Source organism: Paenibacillus donghaensis (genome assembly GCF_002192415.1).
Taxonomy (GTDB): domain Bacteria; phylum Bacillota; class Bacilli; order Paenibacillales; family Paenibacillaceae; genus Paenibacillus_AQ; species Paenibacillus_AQ donghaensis.
The window spans coordinates 5,744,956-5,760,194 of the sequence record NZ_CP021780.1; the positions used below are offsets into that span (position 1 = coordinate 5,744,956).

At 53.6% G+C, this 15,239-nt stretch carries 14 protein-coding genes and 1 pseudogene; 7 read left to right on the forward strand and 8 right to left on the reverse strand.

Annotated features, from left to right (window positions below; genetic code table 11):
- Positions 1-104: 104 nt before the first annotated feature.
- The gene (locus B9T62_RS25995; RefSeq protein ID WP_087917938.1) at positions 105-785 is read right to left on the reverse strand and encodes a potassium channel family protein; all 681 of its coding nucleotides are present in this window, start codon (positions 783-785) and stop codon (positions 105-107) included.
- A gap of 15 nt (positions 786-800) precedes the next feature.
- A pseudogene (locus B9T62_RS26000) lies at positions 801-2,128 on the reverse strand (TrkH family potassium uptake protein).
- Positions 2,129-2,376: 248 nt separating this feature from the next.
- Here B9T62_RS26000 and B9T62_RS26005 point away from each other — a divergent pair.
- The 5 genes from B9T62_RS26005 to B9T62_RS26025 all read left to right on the forward strand — a co-directional run bounded on the left by B9T62_RS26005 (position 2,377) and on the right by B9T62_RS26025 (position 7,227).
- Complete coding sequence (locus B9T62_RS26005; protein ID WP_087917939.1) at positions 2,377-2,763, forward strand: GntR family transcriptional regulator; 387 nt, start codon at positions 2,377-2,379, stop codon at positions 2,761-2,763.
- Positions 2,760-3,491 (forward strand): ABC transporter ATP-binding protein, encoded by a 732-nt coding sequence (locus B9T62_RS26010; RefSeq protein ID WP_245864068.1) that lies wholly within the window; start codon positions 2,760-2,762, stop codon positions 3,489-3,491. Before B9T62_RS26005 ends, B9T62_RS26010 begins: the two co-directional genes overlap by 4 nt.
- Entirely contained in the window at positions 3,488-5,038 is a 1,551-nt protein-coding gene (locus B9T62_RS26015) for a hypothetical protein (RefSeq protein WP_087917940.1), read from the forward strand. Before B9T62_RS26010 ends, B9T62_RS26015 begins: the two co-directional genes overlap by 4 nt.
- A gap of 118 nt (positions 5,039-5,156) precedes the next feature.
- The gene (locus tag B9T62_RS26020; protein ID WP_157794016.1) at positions 5,157-6,860 is read left to right on the forward strand and encodes a CPBP family intramembrane glutamic endopeptidase; all 1,704 of its coding nucleotides are present in this window, start codon (positions 5,157-5,159) and stop codon (positions 6,858-6,860) included.
- Positions 6,861-6,942: 82 nt separating this feature from the next.
- Positions 6,943-7,227, forward strand: a complete 285-nt coding sequence (locus B9T62_RS26025; protein WP_087917942.1) for a hypothetical protein — start codon at positions 6,943-6,945, stop codon at positions 7,225-7,227.
- A 93-nt stretch (positions 7,228-7,320) separates the two neighbouring features.
- Here B9T62_RS26025 and uvrC read toward each other — a convergent pair whose 3' ends face one another.
- Both uvrC and trxA read right to left on the reverse strand, forming a co-directional pair.
- The gene (gene uvrC / locus B9T62_RS26030; RefSeq protein ID WP_169834436.1) at positions 7,321-9,351 is read right to left on the reverse strand and encodes an excinuclease ABC subunit UvrC; all 2,031 of its coding nucleotides are present in this window, start codon (positions 9,349-9,351) and stop codon (positions 7,321-7,323) included.
- An 80-nt stretch (positions 9,352-9,431) separates the two neighbouring features.
- On the reverse strand, positions 9,432-9,749 hold the full coding sequence (gene trxA, locus B9T62_RS26035; protein WP_087917943.1) for a thioredoxin: 318 nt from the start codon (positions 9,747-9,749) through the stop codon (positions 9,432-9,434).
- 348 nt (positions 9,750-10,097) lie between these two features.
- On the opposite strand from trxA, the gene B9T62_RS26040 reads away from it, so the two are divergent.
- A complete protein-coding gene (locus B9T62_RS26040; RefSeq protein WP_087917944.1) occupies positions 10,098-10,256 on the forward strand; it encodes a YqzM family protein in 159 nt (52 codons plus the stop codon).
- 344 nt (positions 10,257-10,600) lie between these two features.
- Here B9T62_RS26040 and dnaI read toward each other — a convergent pair whose 3' ends face one another.
- From dnaI to B9T62_RS26060, 4 genes are all read right to left on the reverse strand, one after another.
- Positions 10,601-11,557 (reverse strand): primosomal protein DnaI, encoded by a 957-nt coding sequence (dnaI, locus tag B9T62_RS26045; RefSeq protein WP_087917945.1) that lies wholly within the window; start codon positions 11,555-11,557, stop codon positions 10,601-10,603.
- Positions 11,558-11,575: 18 nt separating this feature from the next.
- Positions 11,576-13,126, reverse strand: a complete 1,551-nt coding sequence (locus B9T62_RS26050) for a replication initiation and membrane attachment family protein (RefSeq protein ID WP_087917946.1) — start codon at positions 13,124-13,126, stop codon at positions 11,576-11,578.
- 265 nt (positions 13,127-13,391) lie between these two features.
- The gene (locus B9T62_RS39490; protein ID WP_157794017.1) at positions 13,392-13,727 is read right to left on the reverse strand and encodes a hypothetical protein; all 336 of its coding nucleotides are present in this window, start codon (positions 13,725-13,727) and stop codon (positions 13,392-13,394) included.
- Between the two features lie 48 nt (positions 13,728-13,775).
- Positions 13,776-14,072 carry a YuiB family protein gene (locus tag B9T62_RS26060; RefSeq protein WP_087920430.1) on the reverse strand — a complete coding sequence of 99 codons (297 nt, stop codon included), beginning with the start codon at positions 14,070-14,072 and terminating at the stop codon, positions 13,776-13,778.
- A 207-nt stretch (positions 14,073-14,279) separates the two neighbouring features.
- On the opposite strand from B9T62_RS26060, the gene hemQ reads away from it, so the two are divergent.
- Complete coding sequence (gene hemQ, locus B9T62_RS26065) at positions 14,280-15,032, forward strand: hydrogen peroxide-dependent heme synthase (RefSeq protein WP_087917948.1); 753 nt, start codon at positions 14,280-14,282, stop codon at positions 15,030-15,032.
- Positions 15,033-15,239 lie beyond the last annotated feature (207 nt).

The window sequence follows — 15,239 nt, forward strand, 5'->3', positions numbered from 1 at the left end:
AAGAAAATTATTCAACAAATTAGAAAAAAATTAAAGATGTTCCCGCAGCAAAATACCCGGATACAAGTCCGGGTATTTAAGGATTACAGGCACTTCACTTCACTTTACTCCACATTCACAGCCTCGTCCTCAAACCGCTCGATACTCTCATTGGAGCCGATCAAGACCATAATATCACCTTTATTCAAATGGTCATGCGCGGTAGGTGCCACGATAATGCTGTTATCCCCGCCGCCCTCGCGGTTGAGCGCAATAATGCTGCAGCCGTATTTGGCCCGTGTGTTCAGCTCGGAGAGGCTCTTGCCGTCCATGCATTCAGGCACAATCAGCTCCACAATCTTATAGTCCTTGGAAATTTCGATATAATCGAGCAGATTGGGCGTGACCAGCTGATGCGCCACACGGATGCCCATATCTTTTTCCGGAAAAATCACCCGGTCCACCCCCAGCCGCGACAACGCCCGTCCGTGCAGAATAGAAATCGCCTTGGCCACCACCTGCTTCACGCCCAGCTCCTTCAGCAGAATCGCAGCCAGAATGCTGCGTTCCATATTATCGCCAATCGCCACGATTCCGCAGTCGAAGTTGCGTACACCAAGCGAACGCATAATGCCCTCATCCGTCGCATCCGCCATTACGGCATGAGTCAGCTGGCCTTCCATCTCCTCTACGCGTTCCTCCTGATGATCGATGCCGAGCACTTCATAACCCAGCTCAATCAGCTCCAGGGCAAGACTCGAACCGAAACGGCCAAGACCAATTACTACAAATTGCTGTGGTTTCATTATCCGGTTAACTCCTTATCCAATAATCATTTTACCTTCGGGATACTTATATAAGACCTTACCCTGTTTCGGACCCAGTGCATATACCAATGTCAGCAATCCCAGCCTGCCGGCGAACATCGTCAGACAGATCAGGATTTTGCCGACAGACGAGAGCTCCGGGGTCATTCCCATACTTAAGCCCACCGTGGCAAAAGCAGACGTCGTCTCGAACAGAATCATCAGGAAATTAAAATCCTCTGTAGTGGACAGAATCATGGAAACCGAAACGATCAGCAGCAGGGCCAGCAGCGTAATTGTCAATGCCTTGAACACGCGCTCCTGGGCCAGGCGGTAGCGGAACAGTACAATGTCCTCACGACCACGCAGCATTGAAATCACCGCTCCGGCCATTAGGGTGAAGGTGGTCGTCTTAATCCCGCCGCCGGTCGAGCCTGGAGAGGCGCCGATAAACATCAGAATAATGGTGAAGAATTGCGAGGCCTGTCGCAGCCCGGCAATATCCAGTGTATTCGCCCCTGCCGTACGCGGCGTCACTGATTGGAAGAACGCGGCCAGCAGCTTGCCGCCGAAATTCAGACGGCCCAGCGTCAGCGGATTGGTGAACTCAAACATCAGAAATACCAAAGCGCCTATCACAATCAGCCCCCCTGTCGCCGACAATACCACCTTGCTATGCAGCGAGAGCCTGCGTTTGTGGCGGTAATCCATCAGGTCAGCCATCACAATAAAACCGATCCCGCCGGAAACGATCAGAAACATGACCACCAGATTCACCAGCGGATCATAGACGTAGCCCGTCAAGCTACGGTAATCGCCAAAAATATCAAAGCCGGCATTGTTGAACATCGAGATCGCGTGGAACACTCCGAAATATATCGCCCGTCCCAGCGGCATGTCAAATGCCCAGCGCACCGCCAGCAGCAGCGCGGCACTCCCTCGATTACCAGCGAATAGATCAGCACCCTGCGGATCAGCTTCACAATGCCTTCCATCGAGCCTTGGTTCATCGCTTCCTGAAGGATCAGCCTGTCCCTTAATGAAATTTTGCGTTTCAATACCAAAGCAAACAAGGTGGCCATGGTCATGAAACCCAGACCCCCGATTTGAATAAGCACCATAATGACAGTCTGTCCAAAAATGGTGAAGGAAGTCCCTGTATCCATTACTACAAGCCCGGTCACACAGGTTGCCGAGGTCGAGGTAAACAGGGCATCCATGAAGTTCAGGGCATACCCGCTTGTATTGGAGACCGGCAGCATCAACAGCAGCGTCCCAATCATGATAATGGCGGCGAATCCTAACACCAATATTTTGGGGGGGAGAGCTTCAGAAGCCTGAATGTAAACAACCTGCGAATCTGTGAAACCAAACTTCTCACCTTCACTTTCCTACAAACAATCTGCTAAACATTCTATCCATCGAATGATAGATTAGGCATACAAATTATAACCGTTATTTCCGTACATCACAAAAATATTTGACTTGATATTGTATGGTGAGAGGTGGTACACTCCATACATAAAGTGTATGGTTTACCTCCACACACTAACTTCTGGCCTTAATAAATATGTGTAGAAGGGAGATTCACATGGATCAAACCTTTGATCTGCTGCCGCAGCAGTTTCAGATTAACCCGTCGCTGCCGATTTATGAGCAGTTTGTCGCCGCGATCCGGGTGCGGGTTGTCAGCGGAATCATTCCTCCGGGGGTGCGCCTGCCTTCGGTAAGGGAGCTGGCCTCCGCCCGGGGAGTTAACCCCACCACGGCGGCAAGAACGTATCAGGAGCTGGAACGGATGGGCCTGATTGTCACGTACCGCGGCCAAGGAACCTTCGTTACTCAAGAGGAGGATATTATTATGGAAGCCCGCAAGGAGATTATTCGAGATGCCGTAAGCCAATTACAAGAGGTTGCCCGTTCGCTTGGTCTGACCGCCGAGCAGATGCTGCAGCTTGCCGAGGAGGAACAAGGATGATGATGAACTCACGCGATCTGTTGCTGCCGCAGGATATTCCCGCTGTTCAATGTGAAGCATTATCCCTTCATGTTAAGACAAAAAAGATTCTGGACGCCATAAGCTTCCAGATCCCCCAAGGAAGCATCACCGGCCTGCTCGGCCCGAACGGGGCCGGCAAATCCTCGCTGCTGCGGATTCTGGCCGGATTAACCCAGCCTGATTCCGGGACCGCACATATCTTCGGCAAGCCTGCGGGGGTAGATCAGCTTGGCCTGTTGTCCCTGCTGCCTGACCGCGGCCAGCTGCCGGGGTGGCTGACCGTAGAGCAATGGCTGTATTATGCCGGGGGTATCTACCCGGATTGGGATGACAGCCGGGCTGCACAGCTGCTGGAGCAGCTCAAAGTGCGGCAGGGTACAATGATCTCCACCCTCTCGCGGGGAGAAGAAGCAAGGCTGCAGCTGCTGACCTGCTTGTCCAGACAAGCTCCGCTGATTATTCTCGATGAGCCTTTTACAGGAGTGGATCTGATCTCACGGGAAGTGATTGCCTCCACAGTCGTTGGTGAGCTCGCCGACGGCACACGCACCTTCCTGATTGCCACCCATGATATCCGCGAGATGGAGCTGCTGTTTGACCGGCTGATTCTGATCGGCGGCGGACGGATTCAGGCGATTGAAGACGTGGATGCACTGCGCACGAGCGGCAAATCCGTGGAATCCCGCTACCGGGAGGTCTTCGCATGACTGCGCTGAAGCTATTAACCGGGCTGGAGTACAGCCGGTACGGTCTGTCTGGGCATGGGAGGAAACAGCAGTGGTTCCGATTTATCCTGATCCTCTGCATGGTGGTGATAGCTGCGTCTTATCTGCTGAGCAAGAATACAGCGCCTCGCGCCCCTTTTATCTCTGGCTCCCTGTTAATCTGGATACTATCCAGCAACTTTTCAATGTTGCATATGCTGAGAGAGCCTTACGCAGGCCATAAGGCATGGCTGCTGACCTTTCCTCACCCCCGTCGGCTGCTGGTCACGGCCAAGGCTCTCAGTATGCTCAGATTCAGCGGAAATTTCGCCTTATTGATCCTGCTCGCAGAGTCGGCTGTCTATTTCGTATTGGTTCAGTCCGGCTACTATGCGCCACTATCCACCAACGAATGGCTGATTACGATGCTGGCACATGCTGCCTTCGCCATCTGCATCCTGCCGGTCAGTATCGTGTTCGGGTTAGCCTCAAGCCTGTTTAAGAGCAGCTTGCCCGTCTTGGGCGTTATCCCTTACCTCTTGCTCTGGCTGCTTCCTTTCATGGTGCTTCCGTTCGTAAATGCGCCTATACTGGGATGGTATGACTATAAATATAGCTCTGCTCCTTATGTATTGTTCTATACGCTGGCTGTCCTACTGTTCGGCTGGCCAGCCGCCTGGCTGCTGCTGAAGCGGATCGCCGGTCATGGAATGACCGCGCTGGAGCGGCCAAGGTATGCACGAGAGCGGCGCGTACAGGCAAGCGGCCGCATAACCCGTGCCCACAAGACTTCAGGTCACCCGTCCGGCTTCGCTGCGCTGTACCAGCTGGATTCCAGCCGCCTGCGGCAATGGGGCGGGCTGAAGAGCGTTCAGGCAGCGAAGGTCTGCATTCCGCTGGGGTTAGCCGTGTTATTCTGTTGGCTGTCTACATCTTCCACAGATCCGCTGCCTTTAATTCCCATGCTGTTTGTTGTTCCAACCTTGGGCGCTACCATGTGGATGATGATGCGCAGTTCATTTGAACGCAAGCAGCTGATCTGGTGGCTCAGCTTCCCGCAGAGCCGCCTGCGGCTGCTGCTGTCGTCTATAGCTTCCGTATGGGTTGCAGCTTCACGTGTAAATGTTGTACTAGGCCTATCAGCGCTGGCTGGCCTCCTGACAGGTCCATTATTTAGCGAGAAGACCCACTTCCCGCTGGCGGAATCACTGCAATGGCTGCTGTTTTCTTTTCTAACCTATACCTTGGTGCTGACCCTTGCCCTCGGGCTGCTGCAGATCAGCTACTATTTCATGAAATCCAAGGTATTGGCGCTACTGATGCTTCCGCTCTATGTTCTGATCCCATTTCAGCAGGCATTTGTGAAGAATGTTATCCTGCACGAGCCACTGGTCAGCAGCGTCCTTCCCGATTATTCCAGACTTGGGCTAGTGGCGCTGATCGGCCTGCCGGTTGCAACTCTCAGTGTGCTGGTTGGGGCACAATATATGTATACCCAGCTGGCTGTAAATGCAGATAATGATGCCGCCCTCAGAACAGATTCTCTGTAAAAGAAGCATATTAACAGCTTGTTTCACGTAAAAGGTTAATATGGCTTTTTGTAACTATCCGGTTTCCGGCCTTATAATTAGAAGAGTCATGGTCATTCTCATTCCAAGGAGGCGTTTCATGAATCCCGTCGGCCAGCCCCTACAGCAGCGAGCTTTGTCCAAAAGACTGCTTAGTGCGGGGATCATCGGTGTCCTGCTCTTCGCGCTGTTCCAGATCTATCCACAGCTGATGTCCAGCTCACCGGACACTGACACCACCGTTATCAGCAAAAGCGAAGCCAAAGCACAGGCCGCAAGGTTTGCGGCACAGAAGCTTGGGCTTCAGGCAGACGCAGAGGACCACTGGGGCGTTGTCTACCAGTCCGATTCCGATTTCTACGGCTATATGTCACGGGAGAAGCTGCTGGGCGAATATGCCAAGCAGCAGTTGGACCAGCGGTATCCGTTTGATGTCTTTCACGTCACCCTGTACCCTGCCAGCTCTGCGGTCAGCAATCTGTCTGTGGATCTCAATATGTATACAGGAGAACCTGTCGGCTTCTCCACTCAGGCGGAGACTTCGGCCTCAGGCGGCACTGGCAGGAGCACTTCAGCGGGCAGCAGCCCGGCTGCAGCCTCTGAAGATGCCGCTCCTCTATCCCTGCAGCAGCAGGAGAGTCTGGCCCGCCCCTGGCTGCAGGAATGGGGGGTGAATCCCTCCAAGCTGCAAATAGAGCCTGGGACAGGAGACTTCACGCTGGTGTACAGCAACAGCTCCGTGACCATCGGCGAGTCGCGGCTGATGTATAAGTTCAGCTTCTCCCCTCAGGGCAAAGTTAACCAGTTCAAGGCCGGATTCACCGCGCCGGGCTGGCATACCTCCTATGTGGAGGACCAGGTTACCCTCGGCACAAGGCTGAATCTGTACGGCTATTATCTGCCTACCATCGCACTTGCCCTGCTCGCGCTGATCTATAGTATCCTGAGAAGGAGCCATACTTCCTTTGCCCGGGGTGCGTTTCTCAGTGTGGTCCATTTCGCCATCATGATGGGCAGCACCTACAACTCGCTGCCTGAGACGTTCTCGGATAGCCCGGATGCGCGGCTCAATGCCCTCATTCTGTTTGTGATCTACACCCTGTTCAGCCTCCTGATGTCTCTGATGCTCTATTTCTCGCTGGTGGCAGGGGATGGCCTGTGGCGCAAGGAGGAAGGTCTCAACCCCTGGCCCCGGGCCCATGAGCCGGGCTATGGCCAATACGTGCTGGACAGCATCAAGGTCGGTTACGTATGGGCGTTCGTCTTGCTCGGCGTGCAGAGCCTTATGTTCCTTGTGCTGTCTTTTACCTTGAACAATTGGTATACGACAGATCCGGCGCAGTCGCCCTTCAATATGAAATATGCCTGGCTGCTGCCGGCAGTTGCCTGGTTGGCGGGACTGTCCGAGGAAGCTATCTATCGCCTGTTCGGCATCCGAATGCTCCAAAAAATCGTCCGCAACACCTTTGCCGCCTGCCTGATCACCACCCTGATCTGGGCTTTCGGCCATACGCTGTATCCGATCTATCCGGTAAGTTCCCGCCCGATCGAGCTGACCGTGGTGGGGCTGCTGTTCAGCTATATTTTTCTGCGCTACGGCTTCATCGCTGCCATGTTCAGCCATGTCGTGTTTGACAGCATCCTGATCGGCAGCTCGCTGATCTTCATGCGCGAGCCGGTTAATATCACTGCTGGAGCGGTGTCAATCATTCTGCCATTCCTGGTGGCGTATATCGTGTACTGGTTCAACCGCAGGAGACCTCCGGCGGAGCCTTTCCCCGCAGCACGCAAGTCTTTATACTGAGCAACGGTTAAGCTTAGCGGTCAAAAAAAGGGGTGCCCTCAAGCCATGTGGCTGAGGGCACCCCTTTTCTTGGGGACACATTGTGCAAGCGGATTCAGAGGCATTTTTGCCTTTCATTTCGGCCGATGCCGCTGCGCAGGCGGATTCAGAGGCATTTTTGCCTTTCATTTCGGCGGATGCCGATGCGCGAGCGGATTCAAAGGCATTTTTGCCTTTGATTGCCGCGAATGCCGCTGTGCGGGTGGATTCAGCGGCATTTTTGCCTTTCATTTCGGCCGATGCCGCTGCGCGAGCAGATTCAGAGGCATTTTTGCCTTTCATTTCGGCGAATGCCGCTGCGCGGACGGCAGCAGTTGCTTGGCTTTAGCTTGCCCGGCAGTTGCTGAAGCAAGCGGCAACTGCCTCCTCAAACAACAAGCAGCGATCCTCCAGTAACCGGAGAATCGCTGCTTGTTGTTTGTTATTCACTGGCTGGCTCAGACTCCAGCTCAGCTGCGCCTGGGGCTAGCGGGTCCTCGTCACGCAGCGCGGCCAGGATCTGGCCGGCTAGCTTCTCGCCGATGGAGAGCGGACGGAAATCCTCGATCGAGGCTTCCTTGATTTTTTTGAGCGAACCAAAATGCTTCAGCAGCAGCTTCCGCCGCTTATCTCCGATCCCAGGGATCGAATCGAGCTTCGAGATCACCATCGATTTGCCCCGCTGCTCGCGGTGGAAGGTGATGGCGAAGCGGTGAACCTCGTCCTGAATCCGCTGCAGCAGGTAGAACTCCTGGCTGTCCCTGCCAAGCGCCACAGGCTCCGGCGGATCGCCGATTAGCAGCTGCGCCGTCTTGTGCTTGTCATCCTTCACGATCCCGCACACCGGGATGAACAGGCCCAGCTCATTCTGCAGAATATCAATCGCCGACGAGATCTGCCCTTTGCCGCCATCGACCACAATAAGGTCGGGCATCGGCAGATCCTCTTTCAGCACCCGCTCATAACGACGGCGGATGACCTCGCGCATCGTTTCGTAATCATCCGGTCCTTGTACAGTACGGACCTTGTATTTGCGGTACTCCTTGCGGGCCGGCTTGCCGTCGATAAACACAACCATCGCGGAGACCGGGTTGGTTCCCTGGATGTTCGAGTTATCGAACGCCTCAATCCGGTTCAGATTGTCCAGTCCCAGGCTCAGCCCCAGGCTGATGGCCGCCCCGGAGGTGCGTTCCTCGTCCCGCTCGATTAAGCGGAACTTCTCGTCAAGCGCCACCTTGCCGTTCTGGCAGGCCATGCCGACCATCTGCTTCTTCAGGCCGCGCCGTGGCACCAGCACCTTGACGCCGAGCCATTCCTGCAGCGCAGCTGCGCCCCCGGCGGCATCGACAACACCCGCGGCTGCCGCCTCCAGAGAAGCGGCCTCGCGCTCTGCGGCATCCTCCGGCGATTCGGGCGCGCCCTCGGAACCGAGGATGTCCTCCTCCGCCGGGGCACGCACCGCGATCACCGGCTTAGCGGACTGATACAGCACACTGTCCTCGCGCAGGCTGTCCGGCAGCAGGATCTCCTGCGGCAGCGCCGGATTATCACTGTAATATTGCGTAACATAAGAGATGAAATCGCTGTAGGCTTCCCCATAGAACGGGAAGGCCGAGGAGTGCCGCTGGATCATTTTACCTTGGCGCATATACAGAATCTGCACACACATCCAGCCCTTGTCCACGGCATACCCAAACACATCGCGGTCCCGGGTATCCGGGGTGTTGATGTTCTGCTTCTCCATCAGGGCATCGATATGAATAATCTGGTCGCGCAGCTCCTTGGCCCGCTCGAAATATAATTCCTCTGCGGCTTCCTGCATCTTTTTCTGCAGATCCTTCTTGATCGCCTCATGCCCGCCGCCGAGGAAGCCGGCAATGCTCTGGGTAATCTCTTCGTAAGCGGATTTCGGAACTTCCTTCTCGCACGGCGCAAGACACTGGCCCATGTGGTAATAGAGGCAGATTTCCTTCGGCATCACACCGCATTTGCGCAGCGGATACATCCGGTCAAGCAGCTTCTTGGTCTGGTGGGCGGCATAGGCGTTCGGATACGGCCCGAAATATTTGGCTTTATCTTTAAGCACCCGGCGCGTAACCTCCAGGCGCGGATGAGCTTCATTGGTTATTTTAAGATAAGGAAAGGTCTTGTCGTCTTTCAGCAGCACATTATAACGCGGCATGTGCTTCTTGATCAGATTGCACTCCAGAATGAGTGCCTCCATATTGCTCGAGGTAACGATATACTCAAAATCCACGATGTTGGCAACTAGCCGCTGGGTTTTGCCGTTATGGCTGCCCGTAAAATAAGAACGTACCCGGTTCTTCAGCACCTTAGCCTTGCCGACATAAATAATGGTGCCCTCTTCATTCTTCATCAGGTAGCATCCGGGCAGGTCCGGCAGCAGCGCCAGCTTATTGCGGATATTATCCATGTAGTCCATGATTTCTCCCCCACCTGCTTGCCACAGCATTGCAAAACGCCTCCGGAATAAACCGAAGGCGTCTAATAACAGGACCCGTTCAGGGCCCTATGCTGCAGCAATCACATCAATTATTGGTGTTTGGCAACGATATTCTTAAGGGATTCCTTAGAGTTCAGTCCCACTACTTTATCAACGGGTTGACCGTCCTTGAAGAAGATCAAGGTTGGAATGCTCATTACGCCGAAACGGGAAGCCGTCTCCGGATTCTCATCCACGTTCAACTTCGCAATCTTCACGCTGTCTCCAAGCTCACCGGACAATTCCTCCAGAATTGGAGCAAGCATTTTGCAAGGGCCGCACCATGGGGCCCAGAAATCTACAACAACAGTACCCTGGCCTTCCACTTCATTGACGAAGGATTGGTCAGACACGTTAACGATAGCCATGATATTATTCCTCCTTAAATTTTGCGAAGCAAAGTGTGTTCCTAAGCCTGCGCTTAGTATGGCGAAGATGCTTCGAAATTATTGTAAGCTAATTTGCTTCATGTAATATGATAACCAGATTATCATTTACCGACACGCTCTAAGTATAACATAACTACCTTGCATATGTGAAATGTCATATACAATTATATTGCTTCATAGATAATTTTCGGGCGTATTCTTAGCTTTACAAGCGGATTTAAACTCAGATATAATTTAGGAAAGCGCATTAATTGTCAATGACAAACTTCACTCACACACGTCAACCTTACTCCGGCAGCAGCAGGTTATTTCAAGGAGGCTACAGGGATGGATGTCAACACCAAGGTTACGGACCCGCGGGAGCACGTGAATGAGGAGCCCCGTAATGATCTCGGCGATCTGATGACAGGTTTCTTCGGTATGGCTGCATTTATGAGTGTGGTATTCTTCGGCATGGTGATCGTCAAGTTTATCTTTTCAGAGTAGAGCAGCCGCAGGCGTTCCACCTGCAGGCTGCCCTGCACATCCTCAGCAGGAATCCGGCGCTCCCTAGGGAACGCCGGATTCTTGTTGCCTTATTCACCATCGTCTGTCCGCGTCTGGCGCTGAATGTTCAACTGGCTATTTTTACAAAATGGGTACTAACTGTTCCCCCTGAATGCTCCACCGGGAAAGTACACCTTAGGTCACTTCAGCTTCAAACGTATTGGTTGCGGATTGATAAATGACTACGGAAGCCTTCAAGATTTCATTTAAGCGGATCGCATTACGTCGAACAGCTCCCCTATGGAGGCGTCTTCACACTATAAACTATTATGGATTAATGCGGCTTATCTGCCCGTTCCACGCTGATTCTCCCCATGTAGTGGCACTGCGTCCACAAACGGGGCAATCCGGTCCATCAGCCGCTGGCCCTTGTAAATCTCCTCGCCGTCCTTGCTGGTGAAGCTAAGATGTTTCTCCAGCCCATCCAGCGGATAATTCGAGGTATAGAAGGTAGGCTTGCGGTTCATCCGGTAGTTCAGGATCGCGCCCAGCACGTGGTCACGGGCCCAGGGATTCAGATTCTCCGCACCGATATCGTCAAAAATCAGCAGATCGCAATTCTTCAATGTATCCACGGTTTCCTTCAGCTTCTGCCCATCCATCATAATCGACTTCAGATCCTCGATGAAATCGGGCATATACACGATCACCCCACTGTAGCCGGCCACCGCCAGCTCATGCAGCAGATAGCACATCAGGAAGGTTTTGCCGGTTCCAAAGGTTCCGTGCAGATAGATCCCGCGCGAGGTCAACCCTTCGTCCTTCACATCCGAAATATAATCAAACACCTTATTCACAGCAGAGACCCGCCGCGGGTCCTTGCCCATAATATCTATCTCGTCATAACCGCCGTTCAAGACCCGTTCATCGACATAGAAGCTGCGGATCCGCTTGCGGATATTGTCCTGGTTATCCTGCGCCACCTTCAGGCGGCAGGGGGTCTTCCGTTCGTACAGATCCGGCGAGCCATTGACGCTCTCTACCGTAAGCTTGCTGTAGTGGCCCTGGAAATCGTTAGGACACTTCTCAAGTCCCGGGCAATTCGCACAGTGGCGGCTCTCCTCGACATATTGGTACAGCCGGGGCAGATGCAGCCGCAAGCGCGACTCTTCAAGCTCCGGATGCTCTGCCCGAAGCTGCTTCACCAGCGGATGGTTCAGCAGTCCCTGCTCAAGATCGCGGGAGCGCTGGCGCAGGGCCGGATTATTCATGGAACGCAGCACATCGCCCATAGATTCCATGGTAGCACCTCTTTTTCTTTATGGCGTTTTGGAGACGCCTTTTTTCTTGCCGGCCTTGATCTCTGCAGCTTTCTTCATCATCGCCGCGAATTCCTCTTCCGATACGGTTCCGGCGCTGCCGTCGTCCAGCACAATCGGAATTTCCTGCTTGCCCGAGCGGCCGCCGTTCTTGGAAGTATAGGAACGTGTGCGGCCTCCGGCCGCTGCAGTGGACGAACCTTCCGCAGCGCCTTTGCCCTTGACCTTGGACTGGTCGCGGATATACCGGACTGCCTTCTCATACGTGTTGACCTGCTTCACCAGCATATTGGAGGCAATCGCCTCCACGAAATTTCGGTTCATGCGTTGATCCCCACCGGAAGCCACCATGGTCATCAGATAGTGAATCAGCACATTGATGACTTCGCCGGAGAGCTTGTAATTCAGATCAATCCGTTCGAACATATCCATCAGCTGCCCCGGCACCGCACCCGGGAAGAACGTCTGCAGCAGCCGTGTATAAGGCTCGTTGCGCAGCATCATATTATATTGATGAATGTCGCATTTGGACAGAAATTGCGGCGGCACCTCAACGTAATATTCCATCTCGACCGACTGCTCCACCGGAGCGGACGATTCGTCTCCTTCTTCGGCCGAGCCAGAGCGGATGGAGACTACCTTGGCAGCGGCGATTTCACGTTTCTCCTGGCGCTTCAGATCCTGGCGGAAATGCTGGCTCGCCTTATACTGCAGCGTATCCAGGTTCACCTCGCCCTCCGGTGAGAATACCTCATCCTCATCCAGCAGCCGGCATATGTCCTGGGGACCCAGATCATATTTGTGGGCAACATAATTGATTACACCCATCTGAGTGTGATCAAAACGCAGCTTCTCCACATGTACCCGGTTCACCGATTCGCGCGGAAAGCGCAGAATAATATCACTATAGCCGATGGCCGGCTCGCCGGACTCGCGCATGCCGGGCTGGCGGACGGTAGCCACTTCAGCCAGCGCCTGCTCCAGCTCATAATCTATCACATGCGTATTCAGCTGGAATATATCATAGAAGGGCACCGAAATATTCTCTTTGCCAATCGATCTGCGGCTCCATTCCTCTGGCTCACGGTTCCAGAACTGCTCACGAAGCGACAATACGGCAAACTTGCCGATCTTATCTCTCAGAAGCAGCGTCAAATGCTGGGTCGCAAAAAAATCAGCCGGCGACAGCGGAGGCATCAGCTCGTATTCGTACATATAATCATCCGTCTCCGGCATGTAGATCCGGCAGGTCTGCAGCAGCCCCACCGCCTCCAGCCGGGAGGACTGGTCTATTAAATATTTGCGGCCTTTCTCGTTCGGTTCGACACCAAGCGTCATAAATAATCTGCGCTGCTGTTCCACGCCGGAGTAGCCGATGGCCTCGGCCGGAACATGCTCAAAAAGCAGCCGGTACAAGCTGATGGCAAAGGCCCCAACCATTGGCTGATACACCGAGCCCAGCATACGTCCATCTATCACACTAAGACCGAATTCGCGGGAAACACAGTACCGATGATGTTCGGTGAAATGATGTAAATGACTCATACGCATCTGCGGATACCACCCCTAATCTCTATACGAATTCATATAGATTACTATTCTATCACAAATTCAGCTCTCGGAAATGTAAAAAAAAGACCAATTCCGACATCGATCCCTCCCAAACCCTCCCTTCCAAGGGAGGGCCCCAAAGGGTTGCACCCTCTGGACACCCGCAAGTTTGGCGAATGAGTCTGGCGGTACAGTGTTTAGGAGGCTGGGAGGGTGGATCGCTTATCCCTGCGGGACCGCTTGGACGCCGCATGGGCTTGGCCTGCTATCCCTGACGGGATGCATGCCTGTGGCTAAGGTCAAAAGCGGGCTGTTCCTTCGGAATGCGCAAGATCTTAAGGGCACAAGCGGGCTGTTCCTTCGGAATTCGCAAGACCTTAAGCGCAAAGGCGGGCTGTTCCTTCGGAATGCGCAAGACCTTAAGCGCAAAGGCGGGCTGTTCCTTCGGAATGCGCAAGACCTTAAGCGCAAAGGCGGGCTGTTCCTTCGGAATGCGCAAGACCTTAAGCGTAAAGGCGGGCTGTTCCTTCGGAATTCGCAAGACCTTAAGCCCAAAGGCGGGCTGTTCCTTCGGAATTCGCAAGACCTTACCTACAATCAAAAAAACGGCCCTCGCTTCCGGGAGCCGCCTGCTTATCCTTTGTAGCTGTCAGAACATCTTGTAGCCTCCGAGCCGCAGCTTCTGAATCGTCCAGCCGCTCAGCACCGCACCGGCCAGACCGGCTGCGCCGGTGACGTAGTCCACAGTTTGAAAGCCTGCCAGATGCTCCCATAGTGACATGGCGTTCCTGTCCCAGATCGAATACACAACCACAGGCATCATCACCAGCACGAACAGATAGGCAGGGAGCCAGGTGGTCTTCATCAGCATGTTGAGAATAAATCCGATACCAAACATCATGACAAAGAATAAAACGGTCAGAATAAATACAGGTATAAACCCCATCATATAACCGCTTTCACCCCTCTCTATAAAGAAGCGCACATCAAACCGTGATCTATACTAATTTTACAAGAAAAAATGTAGCGAAGCAATGAACTTTATGGTTTAGCAGCAACGGATATGCCCCAATAGGCGGCTTGCGGTTTGCTCTTCCTTGCCTGCATGCGATACAATGCAAATAAATGAAATGGAATTTAAGGAGTTGGGTACATGAATGAAGCCGCTTTAACGCTAGAGGGCTGGTATGCGCTGCATGACTTCCGCTCGCTGAACTGGACAGCATGGACCGCAGCGGATGATGAGGAACGGGCAGTGGCTCTGGAGGAGCTGCATGCTTTTATGCAGGAATGGGGCATTGTGGAAGAAGCGAAGCAAGGAAGCTCGGCGGTATATGCCATCGTAGGACAGAAGGCCGATTTCGTAATGATGTTCCTGCGTGAGAGCCTGGTGGATCTGAACCGGCTGGAAACGGATTTCAACAAGACAGCTTTCGCCCAATACACCACGAAGGCTTATTCCTATGTCAGCGTAGTGGAGCTGAGCAACTATCTTGCCGCCGGAGGCGACGGCGGGGACCCTATGCAGAACCCGCATGTGATCTCGCGTCTGAAGCCGATCCTGTCGCAGGCTAAACATATCTGCTTCTATCCGATGAACAAAAAACGCGAGCTCGCCGACAACTGGTATATGCTCGATATGGATAAGCGCCGCGAGCTGATGCGCACCCACGGCCTCATTGGCCGAGGGTATGCCGGCAAAGTGAAGCAGATCATCTCCGGCTCTGTAGGCTTCGACGATTGGGAGTGGGGCGTGACGCTGTTCGCGGAAGATCCGCTGCAGTTCAAGAAGCTGATCTATGAGATGCGTTTCGATGAGGTCAGCGCGCGTTATGGTGAATTCGGTCCCTTCTACGTCGGCAATTTGCTGACACCGGACTCTTTCGAAGAATTGCTTAAGCTGTAGCAGCATTCACAGATCGTGTTCTATAAGCAGAAACGGCAGCCTCCCTTAGGGGATGGCTGCCGTTTCTGTGAGAACGTGGTGCAGTACGTAGCGCCGCATGCTTCTTGTGGCGCGAATCGCATGGTGGACTGCTCTCCATCGTAGGGCCGCACCAAATTTACGGGATTTATCCCCTATTTCTGCTCGCATATGCCTCCCCGCGCTGAA

What these genes read in the sequence shown, in the direction of transcription:
- B9T62_RS25995 (WP_087917938.1), bottom strand. Translation starts at nt 785, where the DNA reads ATGAAACCACAGCAATTTGTAGTAATTGGTCTTGGCCGTTTCGGTTCG.
- B9T62_RS26005 (WP_087917939.1), top strand. Translation starts at nt 2,377, where the DNA reads ATGGATCAAACCTTTGATCTGCTGCCGCAGCAGTTTCAGATTAACCCG.
- B9T62_RS26010 (WP_245864068.1), top strand. Translation starts at nt 2,760, where the DNA reads ATGATGATGAACTCACGCGATCTGTTGCTGCCGCAGGATATTCCCGCT.
- B9T62_RS26015 (WP_087917940.1), top strand. Translation starts at nt 3,488, where the DNA reads ATGACTGCGCTGAAGCTATTAACCGGGCTGGAGTACAGCCGGTACGGT.
- B9T62_RS26020 (WP_157794016.1), top strand. Translation starts at nt 5,157, where the DNA reads ATGAATCCCGTCGGCCAGCCCCTACAGCAGCGAGCTTTGTCCAAAAGA.
- uvrC (WP_169834436.1), bottom strand. Translation starts at nt 9,351, where the DNA reads ATGCTGTGGCAAGCAGGTGGGGGAGAAATCATGGACTACATGGATAAT.
- trxA (WP_087917943.1), bottom strand. Translation starts at nt 9,749, where the DNA reads ATGGCTATCGTTAACGTGTCTGACCAATCCTTCGTCAATGAAGTGGAA.
- B9T62_RS26040 (WP_087917944.1), top strand. Translation starts at nt 10,098, where the DNA reads ATGGATGTCAACACCAAGGTTACGGACCCGCGGGAGCACGTGAATGAG.
- dnaI (WP_087917945.1), bottom strand. Translation starts at nt 11,557, where the DNA reads ATGGAATCTATGGGCGATGTGCTGCGTTCCATGAATAATCCGGCCCTG.
- B9T62_RS26050 (WP_087917946.1), bottom strand. Translation starts at nt 13,126, where the DNA reads ATGCGTATGAGTCATTTACATCATTTCACCGAACATCATCGGTACTGT.
- B9T62_RS26060 (WP_087920430.1), bottom strand. Translation starts at nt 14,072, where the DNA reads ATGGGGTTTATACCTGTATTTATTCTGACCGTTTTATTCTTTGTCATG.
- hemQ (WP_087917948.1), top strand. Translation starts at nt 14,280, where the DNA reads ATGAATGAAGCCGCTTTAACGCTAGAGGGCTGGTATGCGCTGCATGAC.